Raw genomic sequence first — 13,211 nt, forward strand, 5'->3', positions numbered from 1 at the left:
CCCCGCGTCGGAGCCGCACATCGACGCAGCCCCGCGCGCCTTCAGGGCGCTGCCGTGCCCGGTGCGTCAGGGCGCCCGGGATGCGGTGGCTCGCTGAACAGATCCACCGCCGCCCGGACCTCTCTCAACGCCCCCGACAGCGCACTCACCGAGCCGATCGCGCCCGCTATCAGCAGCAGGGAGCGGTGCAGCGGGGCCGGCTCGGGGGTGCCCCGGGTGGCCATGGCCGTCAGTGCGGCCAGCTCTTCCTCCGCTATGTCCCGGTCGCGTAACTCGGCCGGGTACGCGGCCAGTTCGCGGTGCAGCCGGGACGCCGCCGCGCGCAGCCGGCTCGCGCGCAGGTCCCCTTCGCCGCCGGTGACCGGCTTGTGCTGAACGCTCCGCAACACAGCCCTCCCCTTCGCACTCCGTCGTGCGATCTCCCTGAGCCGTCCGGTCCGCGCCGGTGCGGTGAGCCGGGGCGGGGGAGACAGTAAACGACACCTCGCCCGCGCCGCGCCAGTCCGCTGCGTCATCGAGTTGCTGCGCTGCGTGAACCCGTGGCCCTGCGCGGTGCGGTATGCAGGGCGTATGACGACACCCCTCCCCGCAGGCATGGAAAATCCCACGGACGCCGTCGCCGGGCTGCTGCTCGCCGCCGGAGGTGGCCGGCGGCTCGGCGGACGCCCCAAGGCCCTGCTGGAGCACCGGGGGCGGCCGCTGGTCGAGCACGCCGTCGGGGTGCTGCGGGCGGCCGGGTGCACGCGCGTGCACGTGGTGCTGGGGGCGAGCGCCGACGCCGTACGGGAGCGGGCGCGGCTCGCCGGGTGTGTGCTCGTGGAGAACCCGGAGTGGGAGCAGGGGATGGGTTCCTCGCTGCGGGCCGGGCTCGCCTCGCTGGCCGGGACCGGGGCGCGGGCCGCGCTCGTGTCGCTCGTGGACCAGCCGGGGATCGGCGTTGAAGCCGTCGCGCGGGTGCTCGGCGCCTTCGAGGACGAGCACACGCTCGCATCGGCCGCCTACGACGGCGTGCGCGGGCATCCGGTGCTGTTCGGCGCGGCCCACTGGGCAGGCATCGCGGCGACTGCCACAGGCGACCGGGGGGCACGCGCGTATCTGCGCGAGCACGCGCGTGAGATACGGCTCATCGAGTGCGGGGAGGTGGCACAGCCGTACGACATCGACACCGAGGCCGACCTGGGCCACCTTCAGTGAACGCGGTGGCACTGAGCGCCACCTTTGCTCGACTCGGAGAATCTCGACATCAACAAACCATTGAACTTCCACTATGCGGTAACTACTATCCACTGTTCAGAAGCACCCGACCGCACAGCGGGTGCGAACCGCCCCCTTTCTGCCTGTAGGCACCGCGTGCCAGGGCAGAGTGGCGTTGCACGTGGTTCGCTGAAACAGCCCCCCGTAAGGAAGTGACCGCTCATGTCCGCACCAGCGCCGTCCACGCTGGCCATCGTCGACGCCGAGCCCCTGCCCCGGCAGGAAGAGGTCCTCACCGACGCGGCGCTCGCCTTCGTGGCCGAGCTGCACCAGCGGTTCACGCCGCGCCGCGCGGAACTCCTCGCCCGCCGTGCCGAGCGCCGCGCCGAGATCGCCCGCACCTCCACGCTCGACTTCCTGCCGGAGACGGCCGCCGTCCGCGCGGACGACTCCTGGAAGGTCGCCCCGGCCCCGGCCGCGCTGCAGGACCGCCGTGTCGAGATCACCGGCCCGACGGACCGCAAGATGACCATCAACGCCCTGAACTCGGGCGCCAAGGTCTGGCTCGCGGACTTCGAGGACGCCTCCGCCCCTACCTGGGAGAACGTCGTCCTCGGCCAGCTCAACCTGATCGACGCCTACACCCGCAGCATCGACTTCACCGACCCGAAGTCGGGCAAGTCGTACGCGCTCAAGCCGAACGAGCAGCTCGCCACGGTCGTCATGCGGCCGCGCGGCTGGCACCTGAACGAGCGCCACCTCGTCGACGCCGACGGCACCCCGGTCCCGGGCGCCTTCGTCGACTTCGGCCTGTACTTCTTCCACAACGCCCAGCGCCTGCTCGACCTCGGCAAGGGCCCCTACTTCTACCTCCCGAAGACGGAGTCGCACCTGGAGGCCCGCCTCTGGAACGACGTGTTCGTCTTCGCGCAGGACTACCTCGGCATCCCGCAGGGCACCGTCCGCGCCACCGTCCTGATCGAGACGATCACCGCGGCGTACGAGATGGAGGAGATCCTCTACGAGCTGCGCGACCACGCCGCCGGACTGAACGCCGGCCGCTGGGACTACCTGTTCTCCATCGTCAAGAACTTCCGTGACGGCGGCGAGAAGTTCGTCCTGCCGGACCGCAACGCGGTGACGATGACCGCCCCGTTCATGCGCGCGTACACCGAACTGCTGGTGCGCACCTGCCACAAGCGCGGCGCGCACGCGATCGGCGGCATGGCGGCGTTCATCCCGTCCCGCAAGGACGCCGAGGTCAACAAGGTGGCCTTCGAGAAGGTCCGCGCCGACAAGGACCGTGAGGCCGGCGACGGCTTCGACGGCTCCTGGGTCGCCCACCCCGACCTGGTGCCGATCGCCATGGAGTCCTTCGACAAGGTCCTCGGTGACAAGCCGAACCAGAAGGACCGCCTGCGCGAGGACGTCGACGTCGAGGCGGCCGACCTGATCGCCATCGACTCCCTGGACGCCAAGCCCACCTACGCCGGTCTGGTCAACGCCGTCCAGGTCGGCATCCGTTACATCGAGGCCTGGCTGCGCGGCCTCGGCGCCGTCGCGATCTTCAACCTGATGGAGGACGCGGCCACCGCCGAGATCTCCCGCTCCCAGATCTGGCAGTGGATCAACGCCGGTGTCGTCCTGGACAACGGCGAGAAGGTGACCGCCGACCTCGCCCGCAAGGTCGCCGCCGAGGAGCTGGAGAACATCCGCGAGGAGATCGGCGAGGAGGCCTTCGCCGCCGGCAACTGGCAGCGGGCGCACGACCTCCTGCTGCAGGTCTCCCTCGACGAGAACTACGCCGACTTCCTCACCCTGCCGGCGTACGAGCAGCTGAAGGGCTGAGACCCGAACGTGCTGATCCGAGTGGCCCCGGGCGATTTCCCGGGGCCGCTCGGTCCGTTCAGCCCAGGTGCACCGACCAGTCCTGCTGGGCGGCGGGCTTGCCGTGCAGATCGGGGACCCGCTTCAGCCAGTCCGGGCGGCCGGCCTGGGTGCGCGCCGCCCGCCGGGCCTCGTCCGCGGCCAGCTCCTGAGGGCCGGGGAAGTCGGTGGGCAGCCACTTCCGCGAGGCCCGCACGCGCGCGTACAGATACGCCACGTACGCCTCGCGCATCTCGTCGGGGCTCCCGAGGTCGGTCAGCCAGGCGTCCGGGACCTCGGCGACGATCGCGCGCAGCAGTTCCTCGGTGACCTTGGGCGCGAGTTCGGCGTCGGCGGCACGCACGTCGGGGCCGTAGTGGCCGAGGGCGTGGTGGCGGAAGTCGTAGGCCTTCTCGGGGTCGGCGCCGTCCCAGCGGTGGTGGAAGACGAGGGCGGCGCCGTGGTCGATGAGCCACAGGCGCGGGGGCGCGACGCCCAGGGTGGGCCACACCATCAGGTTGGAGCTGTGGACCGTGCGGTCGACGTTCGCGGTGAGCGCGTCGAGCCAGACGATCCGGCCTGCCTCCAGCGGGTCCACGGGGAAGGACCGCGCGACCTCGGGCGTGAGGTCGACCGCGCCCGGCAGGTGGTCCATGCCGAGGTTCAGCCCGTGGCTGGCGCCGTGCAGGTCCCGTACCTCCTGGTGGGGTTCGTCGGCGGCGATCGCCGGGTCGAAGTGCACCAGCACCAGTTCGGGGAAGCGCAGCCCCAGCGCCCGGGCCAACTCCCCCACGATCACCTCGGCGACCAGCGCCTTGGGCCCCTGCGCGGAGCCGGTGAACTTCACCACGTACGTGCCGTCGTCGTCGGCCTCGACGACCGCGGGCACCGAACCGCCCGACCTCAGCGGGGTCACGTATCGGACAGCGGTCACGTCGCGCAGCACACCGGCCAGCCTACGGCAGGTCAGGTGCCGGCCAGTGGGTTGGGCAGGGGCAGGTAGCGGGCCGCCGCGCCGTCCGCTCCGGTCCAGCGCAGCAGCAGGTTGGTCTTGCCGGGCAGGGTGGGCGAGGCCAGCAGCGCGGCGACCTCGGGCAGGTCGTGGCGGGCCAGTTCGCGGCGGGCCGCCGGCCACGGGTCCAGCCCGGGGTGGTGTTCGGCAAGGGCCGCGGCGACCTCGGTGAGGTGGTTGACGACCAGGCAGTACACCAGCCGTTCCCACCCGGCCGCCGGTGTCACCTCGGGCAGCAGTTTCACGCCCTCGGCGTCCCGGAAGAGAGCCTGGACGGGCGTCCCGCCGTCGTCGACGGCGACCAGCGTGTTCTGCAGGTGCGCCTCCAGGACGACGCCGTGGTCGGCGTACGCGGCGAGGGCGGGCGGCACGACGGCGCGCAGATACGCCTCCCACCAGGCCGCCGGGTCGGCGGCGGCGGCGAGCGGGTTGCCGTCGAACCCCTCCACCAGGCCGGCCGCGAGCAGGGGCGTCGCGCCGGGCAGGACGGCCCCGCCCAGGCCGTCGCGGACGACGACGGCCAGTTCCTCGTGGGCGAAGCAGGCGGTGCGGTGACCGCGGTCGCTCAGCCAGCCCGCCGGGCCGCCGAGCGCCGCGAAGGCGTGCGTGACGGCCTTGTCCGTACGGCGCAGCCTGCGCAGGTCGTGCTCCCACAACCGGCGGATGTCGTTGGTGATCCGCACATCGAGGCTGAACTTGAGGAAGAGGTCCCGCTCCGGCGCATATACGGTGCGGATCGCGGCCGTCGGCCACACCTCGAACGCGCTCGCGCCCAGCCGGATCAGGCGCCCGTCGGCGAAGGCGTCCGCGAGGGCGGGCGCGGCCAGCCGAAGCTGCCAGGGGTGGGCGGGCAGCAGTCGGTAGCCGGGCGGGGCCTCGCCGAGCGCGTCGAGGGCGCTGGTGTCGCCCTCCTGCACGACCGTGTCCGCGCGCACGCCGAGCAGCTCCAGCGGGAAGCGGACGTGCGCCTCGGGCGCGTACGGCAGCCAGGCGGCCGGCGGGCCGCCGCCCCGCGCCTTCGGGGCGGGGTGGTGGGGGTGCCCGGTGATCAGGGACTGCTCGGAGCGCAGATAGGCGTCGGCGGGCGCGGTGGCACCGGCACGCGCGGCCAGCAGGGCGGCGACCACGTCCCGGCTGTCGGTCATCTCGGCGGGCAGGACCGGATTGACGAGCCCGGTGAGCCGGTACAGCTCGTCCGCGACGAGGGCGACCAGGTCACGGTGGTCCAGCGGCCGCCAGGTTCCGTCCGCCCCGACCTCGGGGCGGGCGGGGCGGCGTGTGCCGCGCACCCGCAGCAGCCGGCCCGACGCGGCCAGCCGGTGCACCCGCCAGGCGCCGTCGTCCCCGACCGGCTCGGCGGCCTCGCGCAGCAGGCAGTTCAGCAGGGGCGCCGCCGCGTGGGCGTCGGCCCGGGCCGCGAGGTCGTCGCGCGGCGGGAAATCGCCGATGGTGGGGGGCAGGAGGTCCACGCGATCCACTCGTTCCCTACGGTCCTGTCGGTCGGAGACGATCAGTATCCCCGCCGTCACGGTCCGCCGTGACGCCGTCCGCGTACCCGAGGAGCCCGCCCGTGCACCAACCCCCCACCGCCGAGGCGGAGGTCGCCGCCGAACTCGCCGCCGAGCGTCCCGGCCTGGTGCCCCGGTACCGGGCCGCGCTGCCCGGCGCGCGCGCCGCCGTGCTGACCCGCCTGTGGCGCGGCCTCGGCCACGAGCCACTGCCCTGGATCACGCGCCGGAAGGAGGGCGGCGACGGCCTCACCCTGCACCTGGCGGACGGCCGCCGGCTGCACGGCCCGGTGCCGGACGCGTACGCCACCGACGCGTACGTCGGCGCCGTACACCTCGACGGTGTGGCGTACGAGCGCCCGGAGCGGCTGATGACGGACCTGGCGGTGCCGCACGCGGCGGGTTTCGCGACCGAGCTGGGGCACAGCGTCGCCTCGCTCGCGCTGTCCCGGGCCGGGCAGCGGGGGTGCCCGCGGGAGCGGCCTGCGCAGGGCTGGGAGTGGGAGCAGCGGGTCGTCGACGGGCATCCCTACCATCCGTGCTGCCGCTCGCGGCCCGGTTTCTCGGTGGCGGAGCAGCTGGCGTACGCACCCGAGCACCGGCCGGTGGTGGAGCTGGAGCTGCTGCCGGTGCCGGCGGCCGGGTGCCTGGTGAGCGGAGCGTGGCCCCAGTGGCTGCGGGACGGGGAGTGGCTGCTGCTGCCGGTGCATCCGTGGCAGGCCGGGCATGTGCTGAAGCGGACCGGCCAGTCCACGCTCGCCGCGCATCCGCTGATGGCGCTGCGCACGCTCGCGCTGCCCGGCGGCCCGCATGTGAAGACCGCGCTGAGCACCCGGCTGACGTCCTCGGTGCGGGACATCTCGGTCGGCTCGGTGCGCATGGCGGCCTCGCTTTCGGAGTTCGGCGAGCGGCTCGCCGCGCACACGGACGGGCTGCTGCACGTCACGCGCACGCTGGGTGCGGCCACCGCCCACTCCCCCGACCTGGCGGTCCAGCTGCGCGAGGCGCCGGAGGTGTACGCGGGACCGGGTGAGGAGGTGGTGCCGGTGGCCGCTCTGGCCGGGCCGCACTCCCCCGCCTGGCTCGCCGACTTCGCCCGGCTGGCGCTGTCCGTGGGGCTGCGGCTGCTGGAGCTGGGCGCGGCGCTGGAGGCGCACGGGCAGAACCTGCTGGTGGTGCTGGGCCCGGCGGGCGAGCCGCAGCGTCTGGTCTACCGGGATCTGGCCGACATCCGGGTCAGCCCCGCCCGGCTGGCCCGGCACGGCATCGCGGTCCCCGGTGACCTCGCGGGCCGGATCGTCACGGACGACGTGACGGCGCTGCGGCGCAAGCTGTTCGGCTCGCTGGTGGCGGGTGGGCTGGCCGCCACCGCGGGCAACGGTCCCGCGCTGCGGGCGGCCCTGGCGGCGGCCATAGGGGATCTGCCGCGCACCGCCGACCTGGTGGCGCTGTGTCAGGAGCCGTTGCCGGTGAAGGCGCTGACGCTGATGCGGCTGTCGCCGGACGCGCCCGGCGACCAGTGGACGCGGCTGCCGTCACCGCTCGCCTGACGGACCGTTTTGGAGCCGGGCGGCACAGATCAATAGGATCCGCCGATGATCAGAAGACAACGGCTGGCGGCGGGCGTCGGCGCCCTGCTCGCCGCGCTCGCGGCCGGGCTCGCGTTCCCGGCGGGGGCGGTCGCCGACGAGACCACCGCAAGCGCGCCGAAGGTCGACCTCGTGATCGACGTCAGCGGGTCGATGCGGACGCGGGACATCGACGGGCAGTCGCGCATGTCGGCGGCCAAGCAGGCGTTCAACGAGGTGCTGGACGCAACGCCCGAGGAGGTGCAGCTCGGCATCCGCACGCTGGGCGCCACCTACCCGGGCGACGACCGGCAGACCGGCTGCAAGGACACCGCGCAGCTGTACAAGGTCGGTCCGCTGGACCGCACCGAGGCCAAGACGGCGGTGGCCACGCTCAACCCGACCGGCTGGACGCCGATCGGGCCGGCCCTGCTCAAGGCGGCCGGAGACCTGGACGGCGGCACCGGCTCCAAGCGGATCGTGCTGATCAGCGACGGCGAGGACACCTGCGCCCCGCTCGACCCGTGCGAGGTGGCCCGCGACATAGCCGCAAAGGGCATCGGCCTGACCATCGACACCCTCGGCCTGGTGCCGAACGTGAAGATGCGCCGACAGCTCAGCTGCATCGCCGAGGCCACCGGCGGCACCTACACATCGGTGGAGCACACCGGCGAACTCGCCGACAAGGTCAACCAGTTGGTGGACCGGGCGGCCGACCCGGTGGTCACGCCGGTCGCCACCGACGGCGCGTCCTCGTGCGCCAAGGCGCCGACGCTGAACTCGGGCCTGTACACCGACCGCGAGGAGTTCGGGCAGCAGCGCTGGTACCGGGTGGACGTGAAGCCCGGCCAGGAGCTGCGCGCCTCGGTGAGCGTGGCCGCGGACCGCTCGATGCACCCGGACTACGGCGTGCTGCTGCGCGCGGTCACGGTGCACGGCCGGGAGATCGTGCGCGGTGAGGCGGCCGGCAACGGCCGTACGGATGTCGCCTCGACGGGTCTGCGCTACCCGAAGGCGGACAGCGACGACGAGAACGCGCCGGCGGAGACGGTGTGCCTCGCGGTGACGAACTCCTTCTCGGCGGCGCCCGGCGTGAAGGCCACGCCCGGCATGCCGCTGGAGCTGACCGTGGACGTGGTCGACGGCCCGTCGCAGGCGGACGACGTGGCGTCGTTCGGTCTCGGGCGCGGCTGGTGGCTGCTCGGCCTGCTGGTGCTGATCGGCTTCCTCGCGGGTGTGGTGTGGGGCTGGCTGTCGCGCTGGCGCGTCGCGGTGTGGAGGACGAACTGATGAGGATCACCCAGGTGTTGGGCGCTGCCCTGCTGACGCTCGGCCTCGCCGCCGCCCCCGCGGCGGCCGACTCGTCCCCGTCACCGAGCCCGTCCGGCTCCACCGCGGCACCGGCGTCGGCGGGCACGTCGTTCCGTACGGCGACGGAGGTGGAGCAGGGGCAGACCGCCACCGCGAGCGCCTCCACGGGTGACTACCTGTACTGGTCGTTCCCGGCGGACGCCGAGCAGCGGCCCACCGTGAAGGCCACGGTGAAGCTGCCGCAGACGCACACGGCGCAGACCTGGCAGGTCGACGTGTACGACGGCCTCCGGCGCCGTCAGGCCTGCCAGTACGGCGCACAGACCCGCACGGCTGGCGCGGGGACGTCCTCGCTGGAGCTGACGTGCGTGCTGCGCACGGTGCGCGCCTGGTCGGAGCCGTGGGCGAACGACCCGCTGCCGGGTACGTACTACGTCCGGCTGACGGCGGTGGGCGTGCAGACGGCCGACCTCGGGCAGCCGGTGAACGCCGAACTGCGCGTGCGGTCCAAGGACATCGGCGGCGCGGCGGCCGTGGACGGCCGGCTGGCCGAGCCGCTGGTGCCCGGCGTCGCCGTCACGGCGCGGCAGGACAAGGACGACTCGAAGAAGGCGGCCGTGCTGGCGAGCGTCGAGCCGGACGGCGGCTGGTCGTCCGGCTGGTGGTCCGACCGCTGGGTGTGGACCGCGATCGGCGGTGTGCTGGCCGCGCTCGCGGGCATAGGCGGGTACGCGCTGACGCGGGGACGGGGACGCCCGTCCTCCGTGCCGCCGAACGCCTGACGGACCGTCGAGGGGCCCGCCGCATGGTCATGCGGCGGGCCCCTCGCGCAGTTCCTTGGCGAGGGCGCCGTCACCGGTCACCTCGACGCGGCCCGCGCGGATCGCTTCGGCGAGGCTCGTCTCGCCGCGGGAGAGCGCCGTACAGGTCGCGGAGTCCATGACTAGCCGGGCGTCGGGCTCGCCGGGCGCGGTGCCGTCGCCGTAGACCGGCCCCTCCTCGGCTCCGGCGCGCAGATGGAACACGCCCTCCTCCAGCCCCACTTCGACCAGTCCGGCGCCGTCGATCGCGCGCAGCAGCGGCAGGGCGAACCAGTGAGCGCGGACGGCGTCGGTGGGCCGCCGCTCCCCCAGTTCCGCCTCGCCCCAGGTACCGAGAGCTTGGAGTACGGGCAGCAACTGCCGCCCGCGCGGCGTCAGTTCGTAGACGAAGGCGGCTCCCGGCGGCGGCAGCCGGCGCCGGGTGGCGAGGCCGCCCTGTTCCATGTCCTTCAGCCGGGAGGCGAGCACGTCCGTGCTGACGCCCGGCAGGTCGGCATGCAGGTCGGTGTAGCGGCGCGGTCCGGCGAGCAGTTCCCGGACGATCAGCAGGGTCCAGCGGTCGCCGACGACGTCGAGGGCGCGGGCGGCGGAGCAGTACTGGTCGTAACTGCGGCGGGTGCGGGGTGACATGCGACGCAGTCTAGACATGTTGTTGGACTTTCCAAGCTCTCACTTGGTAAAACCAAGCACCACGAGTTTCCGGAGGGGCGCATGGAGTTCCGGCAGTCGAACAAGCTCAGCGAGGTCTGTTACGAGATCCGCGGGCCGGTGATCGAGCACGCCAACGCGCTGGAGGAGGCCGGGCACAGCGTGCTGCGGCTGAACACCGGCAACCCGGCCCTCTTCGGCTTCGAAGCGCCGGAGGAGATCCTCCAGGACATGATCCGGATGCTGCCGCAGGCGCACGGCTACACCGACTCGCGGGGCATCCTCTCCGCCCGCCGCGCGGTCGCCCAGCGCTACCAGAGCCTCGGCCTGGCGGTCGACGTCGACGACGTCTTCCTCGGCAACGGCGTCAGCGAACTGGTCTCCATGGCCGTACAGGCGCTGATCGAGGACGGCGACGAGATCCTCATCCCCGCCCCGGACTTCCCGCTGTGGACGGCCGTGACGACCCTCGCGGGCGGCAAGGCCGTCCACTACCTGTGCGACGAGCAGGCCGAGTGGTACCCCGACCTCGCCGACATCGAGTCGAAGATCACCGGCCGCACCAAGGCGGTCGTCCTCATCAATCCCAACAACCCCACCGGCGCGGTCTACCCGAAGGAGGTCGTCGAGGGCGTCCTCGACCTGGCCCGCAGGCACGGCCTGATGGTCTTCGCCGACGAGATCTACGACCAGATCCTCTACGACGACGCCGTGCACCACTGCGCCGCGGCCCTCGCCCCCGACCTGGTCGTCCTCACCTTCTGTGGCCTGTCCAAGACATACCGGGTGGCCGGCTTCCGCTCCGGCTGGCTCGTGGTCACCGGCCCGAAGCAGCACGCGAAGAGCTACCTGGAGGGCCTGGCCATGCTGGCCTCCATGCGCCTGTGCGCCAACGCGCCCGCCCAGTACGCCATCCAGGCCGCGCTCGGCGGCCGGCAGTCCATCCGCGAGCTGACCGCGCCCGGCGGGCGGCTGCGCGAGCAGCGGGACGTGGCGTGGGAGAGGCTGAACGAGATCCCCGGCGTGAGCTGCGTGAAACCCAAGGGGGCTCTGTACGCCTTCCCGCGCCTCGATCCCAAGGTCCACAAGATCCACGACGACGAGAAGTTCGTCCTCGACCTGCTGCTGCGCGAGAAGATCCAGGTCGTCCAGGGCACCGGCTTCAACTGGCCCACCCCCGACCACTTCCGCATCCTGACCCTGCCGCACGCGGAGGACCTGGAGGCGGCGATCGGCCGGATCGGGCGGTTTCTGAGCGGGTACCGGCAGTAGGAGCACGGTCACCGAGCACGGCGTACGGTACGCCGTCGCCCACCACGACGGGCCCGCGCCGCTGCTCAGGATCGACCCGCGCAGAGTACTGCGGGAGCCGGACCTCGCGCGGCTCGAGGAGTGGGCCCGTAGCCTGTGAGGCGTGGGTGATCTCTTTCTGGTCCGGCACGGTGAGACCGAGTGGTCCCGTTCCGGGCGGCACACCGGGTGGACGGACGTCCCGCTGACCGAGCACGGGCGGGAGGAGGCACGGCGGCTGGTGCCGCTGATCCGCTCGCACCGGATCGGCGCCGCGTTCGTCAGCCCTCTGCAACGGGCGCGCGAGACGGCCGAGCTGATCGGGGTGCACGACGCGCGCGTGGACGCCGATCTGCGGGAGTGGGACTACGGCGGCTACGAGGGCGTCACCACCGTGCAGATCCAGCGCGACCGGCCGGGGTGGTTCCTGTTCACGGACGGGGTCGTGCCCGGGCCGCCCGATCACCCCGGGGAGAGCCCGGAGCAGGTCGCGGAGCGCGCCGACCGGATGCTGGGCAAGGTGGACGCCGCCCTCGCCAACACGGAGGGCGTGGTGCTCCTGGTCGCCCACGGACACTTCCTGCGGGTGCTGACCGCCCGGCGGCTGGGCCTTCCGCCCGAGCACGGGGCGCTGTTCCAGCTGGCGACCGGGTCGCTGTGCCGGCTGGGCACCGAGCACGGGCGGCCGGTGATCGCCGGCTGGAATGTCAGACCCCCCGCGTAGCCTGCGAAGCGGTAGGCGCTCCTCGGGCAGGCCCCCCGAGCTCTGGCGAACGGGGAGCGTGCCAGGCCCCGCGACGCCGGGGTGATCCGACGAGAGGTGCCTGGATCCCGGCAGCGGGACCCGCGCAGGAAGGAGCACGCCGTGAGCCGACCGCCCACCGCCGCGCAGCGGCGTGTCATCGACGCCGCCGACCCGGTCAGCGGGCGGCTGCGCGGGACGCCGGCACAGCTCGCGGCGCTGGTGAAGCACGGGCTGGCATTCCGGCATCCGCGTCCGCCGCACGACCATTTCCTCACGCCGGCCGGGCACCGGATACGGGAAACGCCCGAGACGGCGCCACCCGAACCGGCGCCCGCGCAGCCGTCGACCGGTGTCTTCACCGCGCGGGCGGGAGGCGAGGAGGAACCACCGGACACCGGCCCGGGCCGGGCGCGCGAGGTGCACAGCGCCTGGCAGGGGCTGCTGGAGCTGCGCCGTATGACCAACCCCGACGGTGCGACCGACCGGCCGTGCGGCTGGGAGCGCGCGCACCTGGTGCAGGCCGCGGCGCTGGCCCTGGAGGCGGCCGGGCAGCGGCCTGCCGGGGGCGGGCAGGAGGGGTACCGGGTGCGGGCGACGCCCCAGCCGGAGGCCGTGGCGGTGCGGGCGGAGGACCCCTCGGCGCTGAGCGCCTGCGCGGCCGCGCTGGAGCGGGCGGGCTGGCAGACCGGCGAGTACACCGAGCCCCGCACCCGGGCCCGCTATCTGCTCGCTTCCCCGCGCCGGGTGTGAGGAGTCCCGGCGGCCGGTGTGCGGGGCGTGCCAAGATCGGTGGTCACTGCAAGGAACGCGAAGGGGAAGTGATGAGCGAGCCGTTCTCCGTCCGGATCACCGTCCGCGGATACGAGACCGACGTCCAGGGGCACCTGAACCAGAGCGTGTACCTCAACTACGCCGAGCACGCGCGCTGGTCGCTGCTGCAGGCGGCCGGCATCACCCAGGCCGGGCTGATCGCGACGGGCGTCGGACCGGTCGCCCTGGAGACCACCATCCGCTACCAGCGCGAGCTGCTCGCCGGCGACGAGGTCGACGTGACGTGCGCCTTCGAGTGGGGCGAGGGCAAGACGTTCCGCATCCGGCAGACGATCCGCAAGACGGACGGCACGGTCGCCGCCGAGATCACAGCGGTCGGCGGCCTGCTGGACCTGAAGGCCCGCCGTCTGGCGGCGAACCCTCAGGCCCACTTCAAGGAACTGGCCGAGAACCCCGGCCTTTTCGGTCTGTGACCCC

Annotated in this window: 13 protein-coding genes; 9 read left to right on the plus strand and 4 right to left on the minus strand. The window is 73.2% G+C overall.

Features of this window, described 5'->3' with window-relative positions; genetic code table 11:
- Positions 1–41: 41 nt before the first annotated feature.
- A complete protein-coding gene (locus ACF1GV_RS09215; RefSeq protein WP_391679532.1) occupies positions 42–389 on the minus strand; it encodes a DUF5955 family protein in 348 nt (115 codons plus the stop codon).
- 181 nt (positions 390–570) lie between these two features.
- On the opposite strand from ACF1GV_RS09215, the gene ACF1GV_RS09220 reads away from it, so the two are divergent.
- A complete protein-coding gene (locus ACF1GV_RS09220; RefSeq protein WP_391679535.1) occupies positions 571–1,194 on the plus strand; it encodes an NTP transferase domain-containing protein in 624 nt (207 codons plus the stop codon).
- Positions 1,195–1,416: 222 nt separating this feature from the next.
- On the plus strand, positions 1,417–3,042 hold the full coding sequence (gene aceB / locus ACF1GV_RS09225; RefSeq protein WP_391679537.1) for a malate synthase A: 1,626 nt from the start codon (positions 1,417–1,419) through the stop codon (positions 3,040–3,042).
- Between the two features lie 58 nt (positions 3,043–3,100).
- Here the strand turns inward: aceB and ACF1GV_RS09230 are convergent, their stop codons facing one another.
- Both ACF1GV_RS09230 and ACF1GV_RS09235 read right to left on the minus strand, forming a co-directional pair.
- Positions 3,101–4,006, minus strand: coding sequence for a HipA family kinase (locus tag ACF1GV_RS09230; protein WP_363262035.1), 906 nt, complete (start codon positions 4,004–4,006; stop codon positions 3,101–3,103).
- Between the two features lie 20 nt (positions 4,007–4,026).
- Complete coding sequence (locus tag ACF1GV_RS09235) at positions 4,027–5,550, minus strand: IucA/IucC family protein (protein WP_391679540.1); 1,524 nt, start codon at positions 5,548–5,550, stop codon at positions 4,027–4,029.
- A 92-nt stretch (positions 5,551–5,642) separates the two neighbouring features.
- Between ACF1GV_RS09235 and ACF1GV_RS09240 the strand changes: the two genes are divergently transcribed.
- From ACF1GV_RS09240 to ACF1GV_RS09250, 3 genes are read left to right on the plus strand one after another with little or no spacing between them, the layout of a single operon-like run.
- Complete coding sequence (locus ACF1GV_RS09240) at positions 5,643–7,130, plus strand: IucA/IucC family protein (protein ID WP_391679543.1); 1,488 nt, start codon at positions 5,643–5,645, stop codon at positions 7,128–7,130.
- A gap of 45 nt (positions 7,131–7,175) precedes the next feature.
- Positions 7,176–8,438 carry a VWA domain-containing protein gene (locus tag ACF1GV_RS09245; protein ID WP_391679546.1) on the plus strand — a complete coding sequence of 421 codons (1,263 nt, stop codon included), beginning with the start codon at positions 7,176–7,178 and terminating at the stop codon, positions 8,436–8,438.
- Positions 8,438–9,241 carry a hypothetical protein gene (locus ACF1GV_RS09250; RefSeq protein WP_391679548.1) on the plus strand — a complete coding sequence of 268 codons (804 nt, stop codon included), beginning with the start codon at positions 8,438–8,440 and terminating at the stop codon, positions 9,239–9,241. The genes ACF1GV_RS09245 and ACF1GV_RS09250 overlap by 1 nt, the downstream gene beginning before the upstream one ends.
- A gap of 27 nt (positions 9,242–9,268) precedes the next feature.
- On the opposite strand, the gene ACF1GV_RS09255 is transcribed toward ACF1GV_RS09250, so the two are convergent.
- Positions 9,269–9,910: a winged helix-turn-helix transcriptional regulator gene (locus ACF1GV_RS09255; protein ID WP_391679551.1), complete on the minus strand. Its 642-nt coding sequence runs from the start codon at positions 9,908–9,910 to the stop codon at positions 9,269–9,271.
- Positions 9,911–9,991: 81 nt separating this feature from the next.
- On the opposite strand from ACF1GV_RS09255, the gene ACF1GV_RS09260 reads away from it, so the two are divergent.
- The 4 genes from ACF1GV_RS09260 (at position 9,992) to ACF1GV_RS09275 (ending at position 13,207) form a co-directional block, all read left to right on the plus strand.
- Positions 9,992–11,200, plus strand: coding sequence for a pyridoxal phosphate-dependent aminotransferase (locus ACF1GV_RS09260; RefSeq protein WP_391679552.1), 1,209 nt, complete (start codon positions 9,992–9,994; stop codon positions 11,198–11,200).
- Positions 11,201–11,342: 142 nt separating this feature from the next.
- Entirely contained in the window at positions 11,343–11,942 is a 600-nt protein-coding gene (locus tag ACF1GV_RS09265; RefSeq protein WP_391679555.1) for a histidine phosphatase family protein, read from the plus strand.
- A 141-nt stretch (positions 11,943–12,083) separates the two neighbouring features.
- The gene (locus tag ACF1GV_RS09270; RefSeq protein ID WP_391679556.1) at positions 12,084–12,713 is read left to right on the plus strand and encodes a hypothetical protein; all 630 of its coding nucleotides are present in this window, start codon (positions 12,084–12,086) and stop codon (positions 12,711–12,713) included.
- Between the two features lie 71 nt (positions 12,714–12,784).
- Complete coding sequence (locus ACF1GV_RS09275) at positions 12,785–13,207, plus strand: acyl-CoA thioesterase (protein ID WP_391679557.1); 423 nt, start codon at positions 12,785–12,787, stop codon at positions 13,205–13,207.
- The last annotated feature ends 4 nt before the right edge of the window (positions 13,208–13,211 follow it).

Source organism: Streptomyces sp. NPDC014006, from assembly GCF_043088925.1.
Lineage (GTDB): Bacteria > Actinomycetota > Actinomycetes > Streptomycetales > Streptomycetaceae > Streptomyces.